16 protein-coding genes are annotated in these 19,656 nt (G+C 73.1%); 14 read left to right on the forward strand and 2 right to left on the reverse strand.

Annotated elements, in window-relative coordinates; genetic code table 11:
* Positions 1–20 precede the first annotated feature (20 nt).
* The 4 genes from QSK21_RS14850 (at position 21) to QSK21_RS14865 (ending at position 3,215) form a co-directional block, all read left to right on the forward strand.
* Complete coding sequence (locus QSK21_RS14850) at positions 21–1,202, forward strand: zinc-dependent alcohol dehydrogenase (RefSeq protein ID WP_285696305.1); 1,182 nt, start codon at positions 21–23, stop codon at positions 1,200–1,202.
* A gap of 61 nt (positions 1,203–1,263) precedes the next feature.
* Entirely contained in the window at positions 1,264–2,295 is a 1,032-nt protein-coding gene (locus QSK21_RS14855; RefSeq protein WP_285696306.1) for a Ppx/GppA family phosphatase, read from the forward strand.
* Positions 2,296–2,355: 60 nt separating this feature from the next.
* A complete protein-coding gene (locus QSK21_RS14860; protein WP_285696307.1) occupies positions 2,356–2,730 on the forward strand; it encodes an ArsR/SmtB family transcription factor in 375 nt (124 codons plus the stop codon).
* Positions 2,727–3,215 carry an SRPBCC family protein gene (locus tag QSK21_RS14865; protein ID WP_285696308.1) on the forward strand — a complete coding sequence of 163 codons (489 nt, stop codon included), beginning with the start codon at positions 2,727–2,729 and terminating at the stop codon, positions 3,213–3,215. The genes QSK21_RS14860 and QSK21_RS14865 overlap by 4 nt, the downstream gene beginning before the upstream one ends.
* Before the next feature lie 13 nt (positions 3,216–3,228).
* Here the strand turns inward: QSK21_RS14865 and QSK21_RS14870 are convergent, their stop codons facing one another.
* Positions 3,229–4,389: a M20 metallopeptidase family protein gene (locus tag QSK21_RS14870; protein WP_285696309.1), complete on the reverse strand. Its 1,161-nt coding sequence runs from the start codon at positions 4,387–4,389 to the stop codon at positions 3,229–3,231.
* A 340-nt stretch (positions 4,390–4,729) separates the two neighbouring features.
* Here QSK21_RS14870 and QSK21_RS14875 point away from each other — a divergent pair, with 340 nt between their 5' ends.
* Genes QSK21_RS14875 through QSK21_RS14890 form a run of 4 tightly spaced genes read left to right on the forward strand, consistent with a single transcriptional unit; the run spans position 4,730 to position 8,196 of the window.
* Positions 4,730–5,536: an ABC transporter permease gene (locus QSK21_RS14875; protein ID WP_285696310.1), complete on the forward strand. Its 807-nt coding sequence runs from the start codon at positions 4,730–4,732 to the stop codon at positions 5,534–5,536.
* Positions 5,533–6,420, forward strand: a complete 888-nt coding sequence (locus tag QSK21_RS14880; RefSeq protein ID WP_285696311.1) for an ABC transporter permease — start codon at positions 5,533–5,535, stop codon at positions 6,418–6,420. The genes QSK21_RS14875 and QSK21_RS14880 overlap by 4 nt, the downstream gene beginning before the upstream one ends.
* Positions 6,413–7,171, forward strand: a complete 759-nt coding sequence (locus QSK21_RS14885) for an ABC transporter ATP-binding protein (protein ID WP_285696312.1) — start codon at positions 6,413–6,415, stop codon at positions 7,169–7,171. The genes QSK21_RS14880 and QSK21_RS14885 overlap by 8 nt, the downstream gene beginning before the upstream one ends.
* Entirely contained in the window at positions 7,168–8,196 is a 1,029-nt protein-coding gene (locus QSK21_RS14890; RefSeq protein WP_285696313.1) for an ABC transporter substrate-binding protein, read from the forward strand. Before QSK21_RS14885 ends, QSK21_RS14890 begins: the two co-directional genes overlap by 4 nt.
* Here the strand turns inward: QSK21_RS14890 and QSK21_RS14895 are convergent.
* On the reverse strand, positions 8,189–9,037 hold the full coding sequence (locus QSK21_RS14895; protein WP_285696314.1) for an IclR family transcriptional regulator: 849 nt from the start codon (positions 9,035–9,037) through the stop codon (positions 8,189–8,191). The two genes, QSK21_RS14890 and QSK21_RS14895, sit on opposite strands and share 8 nt — an antisense overlap.
* A 58-nt stretch (positions 9,038–9,095) precedes the next feature.
* On the opposite strand from QSK21_RS14895, the gene QSK21_RS14900 reads away from it, so the two are divergent.
* From QSK21_RS14900 to QSK21_RS14925, 6 genes are all read left to right on the forward strand, one after another.
* Positions 9,096–10,421, forward strand: coding sequence for an FAD-dependent oxidoreductase (locus QSK21_RS14900; protein ID WP_285696315.1), 1,326 nt, complete (start codon positions 9,096–9,098; stop codon positions 10,419–10,421).
* Positions 10,418–11,524: a cupin domain-containing protein gene (locus QSK21_RS14905; RefSeq protein ID WP_285696316.1), complete on the forward strand. Its 1,107-nt coding sequence runs from the start codon at positions 10,418–10,420 to the stop codon at positions 11,522–11,524. The genes QSK21_RS14900 and QSK21_RS14905 overlap by 4 nt, the downstream gene beginning before the upstream one ends.
* Positions 11,521–12,387, forward strand: a complete 867-nt coding sequence (locus QSK21_RS14910; protein ID WP_285696317.1) for a fumarylacetoacetate hydrolase family protein — start codon at positions 11,521–11,523, stop codon at positions 12,385–12,387. The genes QSK21_RS14905 and QSK21_RS14910 overlap by 4 nt, the downstream gene beginning before the upstream one ends.
* 83 nt (positions 12,388–12,470) lie before the next feature.
* A complete protein-coding gene (locus QSK21_RS14915; RefSeq protein ID WP_285696318.1) occupies positions 12,471–14,972 on the forward strand; it encodes a dynamin family protein in 2,502 nt (833 codons plus the stop codon).
* Entirely contained in the window at positions 14,972–18,556 is a 3,585-nt protein-coding gene (locus tag QSK21_RS14920) for an Hsp70 family protein (RefSeq protein WP_285696319.1), read from the forward strand. Before QSK21_RS14915 ends, QSK21_RS14920 begins: the two co-directional genes overlap by 1 nt.
* Entirely contained in the window at positions 18,553–19,638 is a 1,086-nt protein-coding gene (locus tag QSK21_RS14925) for a hypothetical protein (protein WP_285696320.1), read from the forward strand. Before QSK21_RS14920 ends, QSK21_RS14925 begins: the two co-directional genes overlap by 4 nt.
* Positions 19,639–19,656: the final 18 nt, after the last annotated feature.

The following is a 19,656-nucleotide window of genomic DNA, read 5'->3' on the forward strand; positions in this document are numbered from 1 at the left end:
CGACCGCGGGAGGTCCGAGCATGAAGGCGCTCACCTGGCACGGCAGGCGCGACGTGCGCGTGGAGTCGGTGCCGGATCCGGAGCTCAAGGAGCCCACCGACGCGATCATCCGTGTCACCAGCACCGCGATCTGCGGGTCCGACCTGCATCTGTACGAGGTGCTGGGGCCGTTCATGGGCGAGGGCGACATCCTCGGCCACGAGCCGATGGGGATCGTGGAGGAGGTCGGCTCGGCGGTCGCGGACCTCCGACCGGGGGACCGGGTGGTGATCCCCTTCAACATCGCCTGCGGCCACTGCCACATGTGCGATCGGAAGCTGTACGCGCAGTGCGAGACCACGCAGGTGCGCGAGCACGGGATGGGCGCGGCCCTGTTCGGCTACACCAAGCTTTACGGCCAGGTCCCGGGCGGGCAGGCCGAGTACCTGCGGGTGCCGCAGGCCCAGTTCGGGCCGATCAAGGTGCCCGAGGGGCCGCCCGACGACCGGTTCCTGTACCTGTCGGACGTGCTTCCCACGGCCTGGCAGGGCGTGGAGTTCGCGGACGTCCCGGACGGCGGCAGCGTCGCGGTGCTGGGGCTGGGACCGGTAGGCCAGATGTGCGCGCGTATCGCCCGGCACCGCGGCCACACCGTGATCGGCGTGGACCGGGTGCCCGAGCGGCTCGACCTGGCCGGCGCGCACGGCATCGAGGTGATCGACGAGTCCGACGCCGACGACCTGGGGGACGCGGTGCGGGAGCTCACCGGGGGCCGCGGCACCGACGCGGTGGTCGAGGCGGTCGGCATGGAGGCGCACGGCTCCCCCGCCGCCAAGGCCGCGCACACCCTCATCGGGCTGATGCCGGACCGGGCGGCGGCGCCGATGATGACACGGGTCGGCATGGACCGGAGGGCCGCGCTGCTCCAGGCGATCGAGGTCGTCCGCCGCGGCGGCACGGTCTCGATCCTCGGCGTGTACGGCGGGATGACCGATCCGCTGCCCATGATGCGGATCTTCGACAAGGGCGTCACGCTGCGGATGGGGCAGGCCCATGTCAGGCGGTGGGTGGACGACCTGATGCCGCTGGTGGCCGACGACTCCGACCCGCTGGGCGTGGAGGGGCTGGCCACCCACCACCTGCCGTTGGACGAGGGACCGCACGGATACGAGATCTTCCAGAAGAAGCAGGACGGCGCCGTGAAGGTCGTCCTGAACCCCTGACCGTTCCCGGCGGTGGAAACCCGGCCCGGATGAAACGGTGCCCATGGGGTACCGGTGGTCCATGCGTTCCGCGATCCTGGACATCGGCTCCAACTCCGCCCATCTGAAGACCGTCGACCTGGAACCGGGAGAGCCTGTCCGGACGGTGCGCTCGGCCAAGCGGCCGACCAGGCTGGCCGAGTCGATCACGCCGGACGGCCGGATCGGTGTCGAGGCGGTCGGCCGGCTGGGCTGGGCGGTGGCGGCCGCGCTCGACCTGGCCCGCTGGGACGGCGCGGACGAGCTGATCGCCTTCGCCACCTCGGCGCTGCGGGACGCGACCGACCGCGAGGAGATCATGGCCCTGCTGGAGGACCGCACCGGGCTGGCGCCGGCGTTCCTCTCCGGGGAGGACGAGGCGCGGCTGACGTTCCTGGCGGTCCGCTCCTGGTACGGCTGGTCGGCGGGCCCGCTGCTGCTGGCCGACATCGGGGGCGGCTCGCTGGAGATCGCCGCCGGGGACGGCGCCGAGCCCGGGTACGCGGTCTCGCTGCCGCTGGGCGCCGGGCGGCTCACCCGCGAGCACCTGCCCGGAGACCCGCCGTGCCGCGAGGACGTCGAGCGGCTGCGCCTGCTCGTGCGCGAACGGCTGGCGGCCTTCCTGCCGCCCGACCCCGGCGACCTGTGGACGGGGCGTTCCGGCAAGGGCCGGGGCGGAGGACGGGCGATCGCCACGTCCAGGACCTTCACGCAGCTCGCGAAGCTGACCGGCGGCCGTGACGCGGAGGGCCGCCGCGTCCTGCGGCTCAAGGCGGTCCGGGACCAGATCCCGCGCCTCGCCGCGCTGGACGCCGCCGGCCGGGCGAGGCTGAAGGGCGTGTCGGCGTCCCGCGCCCGGCAGATCCTCGCGGGCGCCGTGATCGCCGAGGCGACCATGCGGCACCTGGGCGTGCGCCGCCTGGAGATCTGCCCGTGGGCGCTGCGCGAGGGCATCGCCATCCGCCGCCTCCAGCAGCTCGGCGGCCGGGGTCCGTGCCGTGACGACATCGCCCATCTGCTGTTTCCGCTGCCCGAGGAACGCGCCCGGCTGGAGGCCGTGGGCAGCGCCCGCTAGCGCGCCGGGAACGGGACGCGGCTTTACAGCCGGGGCGTTCGCGCGCTAACGTACAACCAAATGGTTGTACGAGAACCGGACGGCGAGGTCGTGGACCGGTGGTTCCACGCGCTCGCCGACGCCACCCGCCGCGACATCCTGCGCCGGTGCATCGAGGACCGGCCGTCGGTGTCACGGCTGGCCGAGCTCTACCCGATGAGCTTCGCCGCCGTGCAGAAGCACGTCGCGGTCCTGGAGCGAGCCGGTCTGGTCACCAAGGAGCGCCGCGGAAGGGAGCAGCTCGTGCGCACCGACCCTGATGCGGTACGCCGGGCGCGGCAGGTCCTCGACGGGCTGGAGGCGACCTGGCGTGCGCGGGTGGACCAGATGTCCGGCCTGCTCGCCCAGGACCCCGACGCACCGGAGCACGACACGGAGAGAGGAACGGATAGATGAGCATCACGAGCCTGGACAAGGACCTCGATGCGCTGACCCTGAGGCTGACCGCCGAGTTCGACGCACCCGTCGAGCGGGTGTGGCGGCTGTGGTCGGATCCGCGGCGGCTCGAGCGCTGGTGGGGGCCGCCGACCTACCCCGCCACCGTGGAGGAGCACGACCTGACGCCCGGCGGCGAGGTCACCTACTACATGACCGGACCGGACGGCGATAAGGCCCATGGCTACTGGCGGATCACCGCGGTCGAGCCGCCCCGCTCCCTGGAGTTCGTCGACGGCTTCGCCGACCAGGACGGCAGGCCCGCCGAGGACATGCCCACCAACACGACCCGGGTGCGGCTCACCGGCCGCGGCGACGGCGGCACCCGGATGGAGCTCCAGTCGGTGTTCGACTCCCGTGACCATATGGAACAGCTGATGAAGATGGGCATGGCCGAGGGCCTGCGGGCGGCGGTCGGCCAGATCGACGGCCTGCTCGCCGCCTGAGGATCCGCCGCCCTCACACGTGGGTGTCGCAGGCCGCCAGGTAGCCGGCCAGGTACGCCTCGGCGACCCGGCCGATGAGGAAGTCGCCGGGCAGGAACCGGCTGTCGTGCAACCCGGGCGCGTCGGGCGCGGTGGTGGACGCCGTGCCGACGAACAGCATCAGGCTGCGCGTGACCCCGCCGTAGTAGGAGAAGTCGTCGGCGCCGAACGACCGGAACACGGTGTCGACGGGGATGCCCATCCCGCCCAGCCGCCGCGCGGCCTGCGCGGCCAGCGGCGGATCGTTGACGAGCGGCGGCTCGACCTCCTCCACCTTCACCCGCCCGATACAGCCGTGCGCGGAGGCGGTGTGCTCGACGATCTCCTGGAGGAGCCGCGCCATGACCGGCCGGTCCGCGTTGCCCATCACCCGGACGGTGCCGCGCGCCGAGGCGGTCCGCGGGATCACGTTCGGCGCGCTGCCCGCCTTGACCTGGCCGACCGAGCAGACCGCGCCGTGGACGGGATCGAAGCGGCGGCTCACGATCTGCTGGAGCGATACCACGGACTGGCACAGCGCGAGCACCGGGTCCCGGGCGGTGTGCGGGTAGCCCGCGTGCCCGCCCCGCCCCTCGATGGTGATCTCGAACTCGTCCGCCGCCGCGTTGACCGGGCCCGGCGCCGCCGACACCACGCACTCGGGAAGGCGGGGCTGCACATGCGCCCCGATCACGGCGACGGCGCCGTCCAGCGCCCCCTCCCGTACGACGTCGGCGGCGCCTGACGGCGCGGTCTCCTCGCGCGGTTGCAGCAGGGCGGTGATCGGTGTCTCCACACCGATCCTGGACGCGGCCCGGCACACGGCGACCAGGGCGGCCAGGTGGACGTCGTGCCCGCAGGCGTGCATCGCGCTCGTGCGGGAGGCGTAGGGCGCCCCGGTACGCTCGACGATCGGCAGGGCGTCCAGCTCGGCGCGCAGCACGACCGCGGGACCGTCGCCGCCGATCCGCAGGACGCGCCCCGTTCCGGCGACGTGCGCCGCCGGTCCCGCGTCCAGCGCCCGCACCACGTCGTCGGCGGTGTCCGACTCGTCGCCGGAGACGCGCGGATCGGCGTGCAGGCGGTGACGCAGGGTCGTCGCGGCGGGCAGCTCGTCGGCGATGGCGGTACGGAACTTCTCCACCATCTCCACCATGGAGACCTCCCCCCGAGGGGCTTCATGATCACGTGCCGGCGAAGGTACCCGCCGCGAAGGCGGTCATCCCTGCGTCGAGCCGCATGCCCGGATCGCCGTGCTGGTGAGCACTGTCCGTTGACATGCGGGAACCGCCAGGTTCTCCGGGCGGAGCGGACTTGTGCGTTCCCGCAGCTCACGCCGCCGCATCGAGGCTAATTCCGCGTTGAGGAATTTGCATGGTGAGGTGTTGCACAGGGTGGAAGCCGCGCATAGGTTCACAGCACCCGGTTCACGCGGTCGTAACACGGCCGCGGGGGCCGTCCATTCCGAGGAGCACCAGGTTACGAGGGGAGGCTCCGTGTCCCATGTCGCCTGGCGCCGGCTACCGGCCGGCCGTGGCACCGATCTGGGCCTGAAGGCGGCGGGCGTGGTGGCCGTGCTCGTGCTGGCCGAACTGTGCACACGCGGCGGGATGCTGCCGCAACGCTGGTTCCCGCCCGCGAGCGAGATCTACGCCGAGTTCTTCAAACTGGCCGGCGGCCGCCCGCTGTGGGTGGAGATCGGCCGGACCCTGCTCGGCTGGGCCGCCGGGCTCGGCCTGGGCGCGGTGCTCGCCGTGCCCGCGGGTCTGGCCCTGGGGTCCAGCCGCACCGCGTTCCGGCTGGCCCGGGTGGTCATCGAGTTCTGCCGCCCGGTGCCGCCGGTCGCGCTGATCCCGCTGGCCGTGCTGGTGTACGGCACCGGCACGCAGACCAAGGTCTTCCTGGTCGCGTTCGCGGTGTTCTGGCCGCTGCTGTTCCAGACCATCTACGGCGTCCAGGACGTCGATCCGGTCGCCAAGGACACCGCCCGCTCGTACGGGCTGGGCACGGCGGCCGGGTTCCGGACGGTGGTGCTGCCCAGCGCCACCCCGTACATCGCCACCGGCCTGCGCATCGCGTCGTCGATCGCGCTGATCCTCACCGTCACCGAGGAGCTGGTCGTGGGCACGCCCGGCCTGGGACGGGCGATCATCGTGGCGCAGTCGGCGGACAACGCCACCCGGATGTACGCGCTGATCATCGTGACCGGGCTGCTCGGCTGGGCGCTGAACTCGGCGTTCCACGCGGGCGAGCGGCGGGTCCTGCGGTGGCATCCGTCGCAGAGAAGAGAGGTGGCGTCGTGACCGAGCGAAGCGAGGGCACGAGTGCGGCCCTTGCCGGCGGGCGCGGGGGACCGGCCCCCCGCGAGCAGCGGGTGACCGCGACCGCGACCAGGCGGGGCGGCGGGCCGGCCGTCGCGCGGCGGCTGCTGGGGATCGCGCTGCAATTGGTGGTCCCCGCCGCGATCCTGCTGGGCTTCTGGGCCTGGTCGGAACGGGCGGAGAGCTTCTTCTTCCCGCCCGCGTCCGAGATCGCCGGATTCTTCGGCGAGCTGTGGCTGTTCGACCGGGTGCCCACGGACGTCCTGCCCAGCCTGGGGCGGATGTTCGCCGGGTACGCCATCGCGGCGGCGCTGGGCATCGCCGTGGGCACGGCCCTGGGCATGTCCAGGATGCTGCGCACCGCGGTCGACCCGATCGTGCAGTTCCTGCGGGCGCTGCCGCCGCCCGCGCTGATCCCCTTCGCGCTGCTGCTGTTCGGCGCGGGGGACGCCTCCAAGGTGTTCATCATCGCGCTCGGGACGCTGTGGCCGATCCTGCTGAACACCATCGACGGCGTCCGCGGGGTGGAGTCGCAGCAGCTTGAGGCGGCACGCTCGTACCAGATCCCGGCGCGCGCCCGGCTCACCCGGATCGTGCTGCCGGCCGCGTCCCCGCGGATCTTCGCGGGGCTGCGCACCAGTCTGTCCATCGGGATCATCCTCATGGTGGTCTCGGAGATGGTCGCCAGCGACAACGGCGTCGGCTACTTCGTGCTGGAGTCGCAGCGATCCTTCGCCATCCCGGAGATGTGGACCGGGATCGTCCTGCTCGGGGTGCTCGGCTTCGTGCTCAACTGGCTGTTCCTGCTGGTGGAGTCGCGGATGCTGTTCTGGCACCGAGGTTTGAAGGGGAACGACGATGCTTGAGGTGTCCGGCCTGCGCAAGGTCTACGGACCCGATCCGGCCTCCCGGCCGGCGGTGGCGGACCTGTCGTTCGAGGTCGGGGAGCGCGAGTTCGTGTGCATCCTGGGCTCGTCCGGATGCGGCAAGACGACCATGCTGCGGATGCTGGCGGGCCTGGAGCCGTCCACCGCGGGTCAGGTGCGGCTGCGCGACGCGACGGTGACCGGGCCGCCCCGCGAGATGGCGTTCGTGTTCCAGGACTACAGCCGGTCGCTGTTCCCATGGATGACGGTGGAGAAGAACGTGTCCTTCCCCCTGCGCTACAAGGGCGTGGGGAAGAAGGAGGCGCGGGACGCCACCGAGGAGGCCCTGGAGGCGGTCGGCCTGGGCGGCAGGGGCAGGCAGTACCCCTGGCAGATGTCGGGCGGCATGCAGCAGCGGGTGGCGATCGCGCGTGCGCTGGCGTACCGGCCGAAGATCCTGCTGATGGACGAGCCGTTCGCCTCGGTCGACGCGCAGACCCGCGCCGAGCTGGAGGACCTGTTGCTGTCCATCTGGCAGCGGTACGAGACGACGGTGCTGTTCGTGACGCACGACATCGACGAGGCGGTGTACCTGGCCGACCGGGTCCTGGTGCTGAGGGCGCCCGCCCATGTCGGGCTGACCGTGGACGTGGACCTGCCCCGTCCCCGCGACCAGCTCACCACCAAGGCCCACCCCGATTTCGCCAAGCTGCGCAGCGAGCTGTTCGCCGCTCTGCAAGGGGCATCATGACCGAGCGGAACAAGGGCATGACGGCGAGCCTTATGAGAAGGCTGAGCGCGCTGCTGCTCGCGCTGGTGGTGCTGGTGGGCGCCGCGGCGTGCAGCGACTACCCGGGCGACCTGTCGGGCGGCTCGGGCTCCGGCGGCTCCGGCGCCGCCGGGGAGGGCGGGCTCCGCAAGGTCAGGGCGTCCGACACGGCGGGCATGCCGTCGGCGTTCCTGAAGTACGGCGTGCAGCGCGGCTTCTTCCGGGCGCAGGGCCTGGACGTGGAGGTGCAGACCTCGGCGGGCGGCGCGGCGGTGATCCCCGCGCTGATCAACGGGGGCCTGGACGTGGCCGGCTCCAACGTGGTGTCGGCGGTGACCGCCATGAACCGCGGCCTGCCGCTCGCGATGGTCGGGTCGGGCACCAGCACCTCCACCGATCCCGGGCAGGACTTCTCCGGGATCCTCGTGCCGGCGGACAGCCCGATCCGCTCGGCCCGCGATCTGGCGGGCAAGCGGATCGCGGTGAACACGCTGCGGAACATCAACGAGATCGTGATCGACGCGTCCACCCGCAAGGTGGGCGGCTCGCTGTCGGGCGCGAAGCTGGTGGAGATGGGCTTCCCCGACATGGGCCCGGCCGTGGAGCGCGGCGACGTGGACGCGGCCCTGATGATCGAGCCGTTCCTGTCGTCGGGCAAGGCCGCGGGGATGCGGGAGATCGCGCGCCCGTACACCGACACCAGGCCGGGGCTCCAGATCGGCACCTACCTGATGGCGATGAAGAAGGCGCGGGAGGACCGCGAGCTGGTCACCGCCTTCCAGGCGGGGGTGCGGCGGACGGCCGAGGAGATCGAGCGCGACCCGGCCGCGTTCCGGGCCGCGCTGCCGAAGATCGCCGGCTTCTCGCCCAAGGTGGCCTCCGGCATCCACCTGCCGAGCTGGAAGGGCACCACCGACAGGGCGTCGATCCAGTTGATCGCGGGGTCGATGCGGCGGCTCGGTTTGACCGACAAGCCGTTCGACTACGAGAAGCACGTCCTCAAGTAGCGGGGACCTTCTCGGAGGGGGTGCCGGATGAGGTGTGGGAGGCGGGCTGGAGCCGGGCCCGCAGCAACCCCTGGACGGTCTTGACGGCCCGCTCCAGCAGCGGGACGAGATCGGTGCGCACGTCGGCCTTCGCAGTGCGGGCGGCGGGCAGCACCACCGCGATCGAGGCGAGGGGGGCGTCGGTCAGGTCGCGCACGGCCACCGCGACCGCGCAGATGCCCTCCTCGCCTTCCTCCTCGTTCAGCGCGTACCCGTGCCGCCTGATCAGGCGCAGCTCGGCCTCCAGCCGCTCCCAGGCGGTGATGGAGTGGGGGGTGCGCCCGGTCAGGCTGTGGTCGCGGTAGCGGCGCTCCAGCTCGAACGGCGGCAGCGCGGCCAGGATCGCCTTGCCCGCGGCGGTGCAGTGCGCGGGCATGACCACCCCCGTGCGGTCGCCGACCCGCACGCTGCGGGGGCTCTCCACACAGTCGACGAACCGGACGTCGCGTCCCTCCAGCAGCGTGAGGCTGACCGTCTCCTGCGTCTGCTCGCTGAGCTCCCGCAGGACGGGATGGGCCACGGACCTGAGGTCGATGCGCCCGATGGCGGCCAGACCTATCTCGTTGAGCACCGGGCCGGGCCGGTAGACGCCGTTGGGCTTGTCCTGGAGCACGAATCCGCGCCCGCGCAGGGCGCTGAGCAGGCGGTGCGCGGTGGACGGCGCGACGCCGAGCAGCGCCGCCGCCTCGGAGACCCGCAGGGTCTGCTGCTCGCCGATCAGTTCCAGCAGGCGCAGCGCGTTGTCGACCGAGCTGGGGACGCTCCCCGCTCCCGGCTGCCGCCTCCATGCTGAGTTCGACATAGCGGAACTTTAGCACCAAATCTTTCGTCCAGGCGGAATACATGTCAGCGTTGGCCTCATGACGCGTAGCGAGACTTCCAACCTCCGGGGGACCGACCGGCCGGTGATCGTGGTCGGTGCCGGTCCGGTCGGCATGACGGCGGCGGCGCGGCTGGCCGCCGCCGGCACCCCCGTGGTGCTGGTGGAGGCCAACGCGGTCCCGCTCACCGACTGGCGGGCCTCGACCTTCCACGCCGCCACCCTGGAACTGCTGGACGGCATCGACATCACGTCCCGGATGCACGCCGAGGGCCTGGTCGTGCCGCTGTACCACTTCAGGGACAGACGGGACGGGCTGATCGCCGAGTTCGACTTCCGGCTGCTGGCCGACGAGACGCCCTACCCGTACCGGCTCCAGCTCAACCAGCAGCACCTGGTGCGGTTCCTCTACGAGCGGCTGCGCGAGGACGACAACGTCGAGTTGCTCTTCGGCTCCCGGGTCGTCGACACCGCCACCACCGCGGACGGGGTGGCGGCCGTCGTCGAGACCCCGGACGGCACCCGCACCGTCACCGGCACCCATCTGATCGGCGCGGACGGCCCGCGCAGCACGGTGCGCCGCACCCAGGGCATCGGCTTCCCCGGCTTCACCTACCCCGAGCGGTTCCTGATCGTCAGCACCACTGTGGAACTGCGCGACCTCATCCCGGACCTGGCCCACGTCAACTACATCGCCGACCCCGTGCAGTGGCTCTTCGTCCTGCGCACGCCCGAGTCGTGGCGCGTGGTGCTGCCGGTCTCCCCGGACGAGCCGATCGAGAAGGCCACCGCCCCCGACCGGCTCCAGGAGACGCTGCAGGGCGTGGCGCCCTACCCGGACGGGTACCCGATCGTGGACCACCAGGCGTACAACGTGCACCAGCGGGTCGCCTCGACCTTCCGCAGCGGCAACATCGTGATCGCCGGGGACGCCGCGCACATCAACAGCCCCATCGGCGGCGTCGGCCTCAACAGCGGCATCCACGACGTGATGGACGCGACCGAGCGCATTCTGCGGATCCGCGCCGGCGACGCCGACCCCGACGCCGAGCTCGACGCCTACGACGCGGTACGGCGGCGCATCGCGATCGAGTACGTCCAGGCCGACACCCAGCGCAACACCGAGCGGCTCAAGGAGACCGACGAGTCCGCGCGCCGCGCCACCCACGAGGAGATGCGCGCGACCGCGGCGGACCCCGAACGGGCACGCGCCTACATGCGGCGGGTGTCGCTGCTGGAGAGCGTGCGCCGGTTCGGCGTCGGCCGTCCTCCCGAGGCGATCGAGGATCTGGACCTCGCTCGCCGGCAGAACGAAGAGTGGAACCAGACGCACACCGAGTCGCAGAACGAGGAGGCACGGACATGACGGTCGAACGTCAGGACGCTCCGGCCGCGGCGCTCGACACCCTGTACGCCCGGCTGGACGAGGCGGCCCTGCGGCCCCTCTGGACGATCACCGAGCAGTTGCTCACGCCCGAGCCGCGTCCCAAGGCCGTCCCGTGGCTGTGGCCCGCGGAGACGATGCGGCCGCTCGCGGAGGAGGCGATCCGTCTCGTCCCGGTGGAGCGGGGCGGCGAGCGCCGCGTGCTGTCGCTGGCCAACCCCGGTCTCGGCGGACGTCCGTACGCGGTGGGGACGCTGTGGGGTGCGCTCCAGGCCCTCGGCCCGCGCGAGTCGGCGCCCGCCCACCGGCACTCGCCCGGCGCCATCCGCTTCGTCCTCGAAGGCGAGGGCGTGTGGACGACCGTGGACGGGGACGCCTGCGACATGGGCCCGGGGGACCTGATCCTCACCCCCGGCTGGGCCTGGCACGACCACACCAACGCCGGCGACGCCCCCATGTTCTGGTTCGACGGCCTCGACCTGCCGATGATCGAGGCCCTGGACGGCGTCTTCTTCGAGCCCTATCCCGACGACCGGCAGCCGGTGGACGGCCCGCACAACGCCTCCGAGCGCGGCGCCCCGGCCGGCGCGCGGTTCGTCGAGGGCCGGGTCACCGACGCGCTCGACCCGAGGCCGTCCCCGCTGCTGGCCTACCGGTGGGCCGACACCGACGCCGAGCTGTCGCGTCTGGCCGCCGCGAGCGACGACGGCGTGGTCAGCCTGGAGTTCACCAACCCGGTGAACGGCGCCAGCGTCCTGCCCACGCTGAGCTGCGGCATGCACAGGGTCGTCCCGGGACGGGCCACCCTCCCGGTGCGGCGCACCGGCAACACCATCTACGTCGTGTACCAGGGCGAGGGCCACAGCGTGATGGGCGGCCGGCGCTTCGACTGGCGCGCCGGTGACATGTTCGTGGCGCCGTCGTGGGTGCCGGTCGAGCACCACGCCGACGCCCAGGCCGACCTGTTCAGCCTCGGCGACGCCCCCGTCCTGCGCGCCCTGGGCGTCTACCGGGAGGAGACGCTGGCCGCCCCGCAGGACGTGACCTCCACGTTCCAACCGAAGAATGGGAAGAACCCGCGATGAAGCTGGCGCTGTTCGACGACCACCGGCTCGGCGTGGTCACCGATGAGGGTCTGGTGGACGTCACCGCCGCGCTGCCCTGGCCGCACGACCCCGACCCGCTGACCGCGGGCTGGTGGCGCGCGCTGTGCCGGGACCTCGCCGACCTGGCCGACGGCCTGGCGCGCGCCGCCGAGAAGGGGCCGGTGCTGCCCCTGGACTCGGTACGGCTGCGCGCCCCCGCCCTCAACCCGTCCAAGATCATCGCGGCGGCCAGCAACTACGCCGACCACGTGGCGGAGATGCACGGCGTGCAGGAGCGCACGCTGGGCAAGGTCGAGTCCTGGATGATGAACTTCGACGTCTTCCTCAAGGCCCCGTCGTCGATCAGCGGCCCCGCGGACGACATCGTGCTGCCGGAAAAGATCGTCGCGGCCGGCCAGGAGATCCACCACGAGTCCGAGCTGGTCGTGGTCATCGGCGCCGGAGGCAGGGACATCCCGGAGGGGTCGGCGCTCGACCATGTCGCCGGCTACACCCTCGGCCTGGACATCACCGTGCGCAGCCCCGCCGACCGGTCCCGCCGCAAGAGCTACGACACCTTCAGCCCGCTGGGGCCGTGGCTGGTCACGGCGGACGAGGTGGGCGACCCGTCCGACCTGGACATCCGGCTGGAGTGCAACGGGGAGGTGCGGCAGTCCGTGCACACCTCCACCATGATCACCAAGGTGCCGGCCATCGTGTCCTACGCCTCGTCGGTGATGACGCTGCTGCCCGGCGACGTGCTGTTCACCGGCGCCCCGCCCGGGGTCGGGCCGATCTCCCGCGGTGATCGCCTCGACACCGAGATCGGGCGGATCGGAAGGATGTCGCTCCGCGTCACATAAAGCGGAGTGGATACGGTCTGTTTCACTGCACAATGCCGTGAATGGTGACAGCGCCGTAGAACGTGGCTTCCGCGGGGGGCAGCATGGTGGGACAGGGGCGTCTTCTGGCCGGCGACACCGCGGAGGCCGCCGCGGAGATCGAGCGCCTGCGCCGCGCCAACGACGCGCTGGTGGCCCGGGTGGCCGCGGCGGGTGAGCTGCCTCCGGGCGCCGAGGACGCCCGCCGCGCCCTGCTCGACCGGGCCGAGCTGGTCCGCCGCTGCGCCGACGAGCCGGTCACGATCGGCGTGCTCGGCGTGCACAGCACCGGCAAGACGCTGCTGCTCAACATGCTGCTCGGCCGTCCTGACCTGCTGCCCAGCGGGTACGCGCCGACGACCGGCAACGTCACCGTCCTGCACCTGCGGCCCTCGCGCGAGGACACCGAGTCGCGCCTCACCGGCGCGCGGGTCGAGTTCCTCAACGAGACCGACCTCGCCGGATGCCTGGCGGCCCTGTTCGACGCCGTCCGCGACACCGCGCGCGGCTCCGGCAAGCTCGACGACCGCGCCCTCGCCGAACTGGACGGCCTGCCGCCCGAAGGCCCGGCCCGCTTCACCGCCGAGGGCTGGAACGGGCTGGTGCGCTGGTTCACCGAGCGCGGCTGGCCCACGGGGAGCACCGCGCTGCGGCTGCGGATCCTGGAGCTGCTCGCGTTCCGCACCGCCTGCCTGGCCGGACGGGACGTGCTCGGCCGCGAGGAGCAGGTCGACTTCGCCACGCTCAGCGCCGGCGCCATCCGCCTCGACACCGACGTCCTGGAGACGGCGCGCGGCGAGATGCCGCCCCGTCCCGGCCCCGGCCTGCCGATCCGTCCCGGCGCCCGGCTGACCGAGGAGGCGCTGGCCGCGGGGTTCGCGTTCATCCGCCGGATCCATCTGGACGTGCTCGTCCCCACGGCGGTGTGGCCGCTGGAGGAGCTGGGCGCCGAGTCGGTGAGCCTGGTCGACTTCCCCGGCCTGGGCAGCCTGGCGTCCAAGGAGCGGGACGCCTACCTGGCCGACCAGGAGATCGACCGGCTCACCTCGATCGTCATCATGCTGGACGCCGAGTCCCCGTACGACGAGGCGCCGCTGGGTCTCATCACCAGGTTCGAGCGCACCCGGTCGGCCAAGCTGGCGCCGTCCTGCCTGGTCGTCGCCAACCGGCTGGACCGCCTGCCCGGCGGCCTGCACGGCGCGGAGACGGCGCCCGGCCCGCTGCACACCGAGGCCGTGCTGGGCCACTCCGACGCGCTGCGGACCCTGCTGGGGATCGCCGAGCAGGCGGTGACCCACGGCCACACCGACCGCATCACGCTCGCCTCCGCCCTCTACGCGCGGCTGCTGGCGGAGGGCGAGGCGTCGCCGGTCGAGGTCGGCAGCGCGGACGCGGTGCGGGCGTGCGCGGACGGCTGGCGCAGGCTGGCCCAGCGGCTCAACGCCGACGACCCGGGGCGCCCGCTCGGCGCCCTGCTGGAGGCGGCCGCCGTGGACGGCGGGATCGGACGGCTGCGCGACACCATCGCCCGGCACGTGGGCGAGCACGGGATGCCGCTACGGCTCGACCGGATGACCCGGCTGATCGACGACCGCGTCCAGGCGCAGCGCGACCTGGCCCGCGCGCTGCGTCCCGACGACGGGCGCCGCCCCGCCGCACGTCCCACCCCCGAGCAGCGGGAGCTGCGGCGGTTGCTCATCCAGGTGGCCAGGAACGCGCGCGGCCTGCTGCAGAACGTCCGTCCGCAGATGGACCAGGCCGAGGGCGACTCCGGGCTGCGCGCCGCCGTGGAGGAACGGGTCGTCGACGACGTGTTCCGCTGGCCCGAATGGCGGCGGCTGCTGGAGGCCGTGGAGCGCGGCGTCGTCCCGATCAGGCAGCTCGACCGCAGCGAGCTGCGTCCCAACGACACCGGCGAGCTGGAGAAGAGTTTCAACGCGGCGCTGGAGCGGCTGGAGTCGCAGATCGTCGACCTCGACCAGACCCTCCTCGACCGCTGGATCCGCGCCCGCGACGAGGAGGCCGAGGAGCCGCGGAGGAGGATAGCGTCCCTCCTGGAGGGGACGGAGGGCGACAGGGACGCGGTGGCCTGGGCCGACCAGTTCCTCACGTTCGGCTGGGTGCGGCAGGAGGTCGAACGGGCGCGCAAGTCCGCCCCGGACGAACCGCCGCCCACAGACCCGCCTCCACCCGAGGAGAGCGCGCAGGTCCAGGACTTCCCCCTGCGCCGCGAGCACGGTCTGCCCTGGCATCCGGACTACCCCGTCCCGCACGGCTGGCCCGCCGACGAGCTGGAGAAGCGGCGCCATCAGATCCAGGTGATGGCGGTGCGCAGGGAGCTGGTCAACGCCCTGACCCGCAAGGTGATGCTCCAGGCCGAGCGGCGGCGCCGCGCCCTGGTCGACGACGTGCGCGCGGCGCTGGCCCGCAGGCTGGACGCGCTGCCGCAGGGCGACTACGGGCGGCTGGCCGCGCGGGCGCTCGGCCAGGAGCGCCGGTCGGACGACGCGGCGCTCGCCCTGCTCGCCGACGCCCTGCTCCAGGACACCGGACGGGGGGACCTCTGATGCCGCTGATCGTACGGATCGCACCCAACCGGGCCGTGCCCCGGTGGGGGGGCGACCCCCCACACCCCCCGGAAGAGCAAGCCGGCCCGGTTCCCTCCACTCCGCTGGCGCTCCGCTCCGGGAACCGGGCCGGCTGGGGTGGCGGGCCCATCGAACTGGTCGAGCAGGGCGGCCGGTACCGGCTCCCCGACATCGAGGTCACCCCGACCCACCCGCCCGTGTGGCTCACCACCATCGCCGCCGACCTCGAACCGGCCGTTTCCCCTGTGGGGGGACGACCCCCCACATCCCCCGGAAAAGCGGAACGGGCCGACTCCTTCCGCTCCGCTGGCGCTCCGCTTCCGGAGCCGGCCCGTTCTTCCCCGGTGCTGCGCGAGGTCGTCCGCAACGCGTTCCGGGCGGCGCGGCTCACCACCGAGCCGCTGCACGGGCAGATCACCGTTCCCGGCCCGTCCATCCCCGCCATCGACGTCGAGGGGGCGGGGCGGGTGCGGCTGGTCCTGGACGTCATCTACCGGGGGGTGCCCGCGGCGGGCTCGGGCGGACCCGGCATCGAGATGTCGCAGCGCGTGGCCTGCGACCTGATCTTCCGGCCGCGTGCGGGCACGCCGTACGTGCCGCCGCCGCAGGCGCAGACGCAGGCTCAGGCACCGCCGCCACCGCCCCCGCCCCAGTACGGGCCGCCGCCGGTACGGGAGTCCGCCGCGCCCGAACAGCCGGCACCACAGGCCCCGGAGGAAAGGAAGGTCGTGACGGACGGCCACCACGGCTTCGCGGCCGTCGACCTCGGCACGACCAACTCCACGGTCACGCTGCTCGACAGCGAGCTGGTCCAGCGCGTGTCGATGTCGGTCAACCAGCAGGAGGAGCTGCGCGACCAGTTGGTGGCGCTGCTGGAGTCGGTCCCCGGCGAGCGGCACGACCCGTACGGGGACGCGGCCGAGGAATGGCGGGAACTGCTCGCCGAGATCGCCGAGTCCCTGATCCCGGACGTCACCGACCCGGTGCGCGAACTGGTCGCGGCGTTGCGGGCGCGGAGGTCGAGCAGCGACGAGCTGATGCACGAGGTGCTGCGCAGGCTCGACCTCGACCTCCAGTACGCGGGCGACGCGCTGCGCCGCTGGCTGGCGGTGCGGCTGCACCGCTGCTACGACACCGCGTTCGCCGTCCCGGCGCTGGACACCCGGTCGCTGCACCAGATCGTGCTGGACCCGAACGAGGGCGACACCGTCCTGTCCAGCCGGGCGGAGGTGACCTCGGTGGACCCGCTGAAGGTGCGGCTGGGCCCGGCCACCGTGGACGTCGCCGAGCCCGACGCGCCCGACGACGGCCCCCGCGTGTTCTACGGCCTCAAGGCGCGCTTCGACCGGCTCGACCAGGTCGAGACGACGCTGGACGGCCGGGAGCTGACCGTCCGCGACCTGATCGGCGCCTCGTACGCGGATCTGATCGACCGCACCAACCGGCATCTCACCGACCGCCGTGAGCACCGCCGCCTGATGGACCGGCGCCCGGTCGCCCGGGTCGTCGTCACCTACCCCGCGATGGCCTCGCTGAAGGTGCGCGGCGAGCTGCGTCCCATCGTGCGCAAGGCGCTGGGCGTCACCACCGTCTACACCAGCTACGACGAGGCCGTGGGCGCCGCGTTCTTCTTCCTGATGAAGGACGTGGGGGCGCGCTCGGGCAACGGCATCGAGGCGCTGCGGGCCCGGTGCCGCCCGCTGCCCGGCCGTCCCGGGCACTGGCAGCGCAACGTGCTGGTCGTCGACATCGGGGGCGGCACCACCGACATCGCGCTCATCACGTTCGTGCTCAGCGACGAGACGCCGCCGCTCGCGGGCAGCGACCCGCGGTTCACCGGCCGCTTCTACCGGATCGTCCCGACGCTGCGGGGGTCCAGCGGCCACGCCAACCTCGGCGGCAACCTGATCACGCTGCGCGTGTTCCACTGGCTGAAGCTGCTGCTGGCGGACGCGCTGCTGGCGCACGACTCGCAGCGGCTGGCCGCCTCGCTGCCCGACTCCCTGCGCGACTCCGACGGCCGCTACCTGGCCGGCAGCCTGCCCATGCACGTCGCGGACGAGCTGCCGCTGCCCGGTGAGATCACCGAGCTGGTCGAGGACATCGTCCCCACGCACTGGAAGCGGGACCCGCGCCGCCGCCGCGCCTTCGAGCTGCTGTGGGACGAGGCCGAGAAGGCCAAGCGCGAGCTGGGCGCCGCGCGCGGCAACGGTTCCTACAGCGTCTCCAAGGCGGTGCTCGGCCGGATCCTGCGGGCCCTGCACGACTCCCGGGCCGTGATCCCCGAGCGGGGGGTGGACGGGCTGGTGCTACAGAGCGCCCAGTTCGAGGACCTGGCCCGTCCCTCGGTGCGCCGCGTCGTCGAGCTGGCGAACGCGCTGGTCGAGGAGCGCCTGCGGGACCGCGACGAGCGGCTGGACGAGCTGATCCTCACCGGCAACGCCAGCGCGCTGCCGCTGGTGGAGGAGGAGTTCGCGGCGGGCTTCGGGGCGCGTCCCGGCGGGCACGAGACCTTCGCCTGGTCGGCGCACGACATCAAGGTGGAGCGGACGCTGCCCAAGAACGCCGCGTCCATCGGGGCCTGCTGGGCGGAGAGCCTGCGGCAGTTCGGGCACGACCAGCCCGCCAACGCCGCCGCCCGGCTGCGCGAGGACGACTCGGTCATCGACGTCGAGGTGGAGAACCTGTTCCGCGGGCTGCCCAGCTCGTTCGCGCTGGCCGGGCAGGACGGCCAGGAGCTGGTGGTGCTGTCGGCCGGGGACTCGCTGGACATCGTGGACGCCGACCATGGCACCCGCGTCCGCACCGACGCGACGGGACCGCTGCTGCGCAGCTTCCAGATCATGCGGAAGGTGGAGGGCTCGGCGTCGCTGCGCTGGGGCTCGTTCAGCTACGAGAGCCGCCCGGACGCCGAGGAGCTGTCCCCGTCGGTGTGGCCCGGCGAGATCCGCACGATGCTCGACATGAGCCACGAGCTGACCCCGACCCTGCACCTGTGGCGCGGGGAACGGCCGCACTACGTCCTCGGGGGCGAGACGTTCGGCAACATCCACGACGTGCTCGCAAACATGGGCCGCGCGGTGGGCGGGGACCCGGGGCCGCGCTTCCAGCTCGTGGTGGACACCCCGCCCGAGGACCCGGCCGGCGGATCGGTCGTGTTCGGCGACCTGGCCATCGGGCCGGACGGCCGCATCTACCCGGCCGTCCTGCCCGACCGTTTCCGCGGGCGGGACGGCCAGGTGCGGGCGGGGCTGCTGTCCCCTCTTCCGCTGCGCCGTCCGCCTCGCAACGGGACGTGGACCTTCCATCTGCGCTTCAGCGACAGCGACGACGTCGTCCGCGTGGGAGAGGGCAAGCCGCCGCCCGAGGCGCCGTACGTGGCGTGCTGGGTGTCGGTCGACGAGGACGGCGTGCTGCGCCTGCACCCGGGCGGCCCGCCGTTCGTTCGCGCGGAAGGGCTACCGGACGTCGAACGGGACCCGGGCGCGGTGTTCAGCACCGAGCTGGCCGAGCCCGACCTGCAACTGGACGAGGCGCGCGACCCGTTCAGCGGTGAGCAATGAGCGGGGGAGAGGCCGAGCCGTTCCGGCGGCTCCTCGTCGTCGCGGACTCCGAGCTGGCGAGCACTTTGCACGACGGGCTCAGGCTGCTGTCCCGTGCCCTCGACCAGACGGCCCTGCTGCACCCCGGCGACCCCGGCGGCGAGGCGTTCACCGGCGTGCGGGCCGTCCTGGACGATCTGCTGGGCGAGCCGGAGCGGCCGCGGCCGGCCGCTCCGCGCAACGATGAGGTCGGCACGCTCCTCGACGCCTTCTACGCCGACCGCGCCGTCCGGGAGCACGTGGGCGACGTCCGCCGCCAGGACGACCCGGCACGGCAGTGGATCGCCTTCAACTGCGCGCTGCTGCGGCTGCCGCGCAAGCTCGCCGAGATCTGGCGCGGGCGGGCCGCGCGGGCGGTCCCCGCCTCGGCCACGTCCGACGCGGTGGCGCTGCCCGCGCTCGACTCCGAGGAAGACCTCGTCCTGCCATGGCCCGAACGTGGCGTGCGCGGCGTCCGGACGGTCATGGGCGCGGACGCGCCGCCGGAGGTCGCGCAAGCCCTGGGCGCGCTCCCCGCCGATGACGCGACCGGGAAAGCCTTCGCCGCGCTCGCCTCGCAGGCGCTCACCGTCGCCGGGCTCGATCCCGAAGCGCTCTACTTCGAGAGCCTGACGCCCAGACCCCGCCCCTTGGCCGAGGCGTCCGCCCTGGCCGACTACACGCGGGAACTGCTCACCCGCCTCACCGCCTATCCCGCCGCCGTCCGGGAGGGCCCGGACCGCGCCCTTGAGGCGGCCGTCGCGGTCGACGAGGCGGTGTGCTCGGTCGCCTACCTGCCGCCCGCCGCCGACCCTGCCTCCTGGTGGAACGCGCTGGCCGCCCGCTCGCACGACCTGGTGTTCTCGCTGGCCGGGGGACTGGGCGGACGGGCGCGGGTGCGGGAGCCGGCCCGCCGCTTCCGGGACGTGCGGGACCTGACCGAGGACGACGTCCCGGTGCTCAGCCAGACCCACCCCGGGCGGGTGATCTGGTGCCTGCGGCTGTACGCGGAGATCGACGGCACCGCCCGCCGCGGCCGTGTCATCTACGGCGTCGACCGCTGACGGGCCGGCCCGCCGGGC

The sequence above is a fragment of the Actinomadura sp. NBRC 104412 genome (assembly GCF_030269515.1).
Classification (GTDB): Bacteria; Actinomycetota; Actinomycetes; order Streptosporangiales; family Streptosporangiaceae; genus Spirillospora.

Coding starts and splice junctions, on each gene's coding strand:
- QSK21_RS14850 (WP_285696305.1), top strand. CDS start 21: ATGAAGGCGCTCACCTGGCACGGCAGGCGCGACGTGCGCGTGGAGTCG.
- QSK21_RS14855 (WP_285696306.1), top strand. CDS start 1,264: ATGCGTTCCGCGATCCTGGACATCGGCTCCAACTCCGCCCATCTGAAG.
- QSK21_RS14860 (WP_285696307.1), top strand. CDS start 2,356: ATGGTTGTACGAGAACCGGACGGCGAGGTCGTGGACCGGTGGTTCCAC.
- QSK21_RS14865 (WP_285696308.1), top strand. CDS start 2,727: ATGAGCATCACGAGCCTGGACAAGGACCTCGATGCGCTGACCCTGAGG.
- QSK21_RS14870 (WP_285696309.1), bottom strand. CDS start 4,389: ATGGTGGAGATGGTGGAGAAGTTCCGTACCGCCATCGCCGACGAGCTG.
- QSK21_RS14885 (WP_285696312.1), top strand. CDS start 6,413: ATGCTTGAGGTGTCCGGCCTGCGCAAGGTCTACGGACCCGATCCGGCC.
- QSK21_RS14890 (WP_285696313.1), top strand. CDS start 7,168: ATGACCGAGCGGAACAAGGGCATGACGGCGAGCCTTATGAGAAGGCTG.
- QSK21_RS14895 (WP_285696314.1), bottom strand. CDS start 9,037: ATGTCGAACTCAGCATGGAGGCGGCAGCCGGGAGCGGGGAGCGTCCCC.
- QSK21_RS14900 (WP_285696315.1), top strand. CDS start 9,096: ATGACGCGTAGCGAGACTTCCAACCTCCGGGGGACCGACCGGCCGGTG.
- QSK21_RS14905 (WP_285696316.1), top strand. CDS start 10,418: ATGACGGTCGAACGTCAGGACGCTCCGGCCGCGGCGCTCGACACCCTG.
- QSK21_RS14910 (WP_285696317.1), top strand. CDS start 11,521: ATGAAGCTGGCGCTGTTCGACGACCACCGGCTCGGCGTGGTCACCGAT.
- QSK21_RS14915 (WP_285696318.1), top strand. CDS start 12,471: ATGGTGGGACAGGGGCGTCTTCTGGCCGGCGACACCGCGGAGGCCGCC.
- QSK21_RS14920 (WP_285696319.1), top strand. CDS start 14,972: ATGCCGCTGATCGTACGGATCGCACCCAACCGGGCCGTGCCCCGGTGG.
- QSK21_RS14925 (WP_285696320.1), top strand. CDS start 18,553: ATGAGCGGGGGAGAGGCCGAGCCGTTCCGGCGGCTCCTCGTCGTCGCG.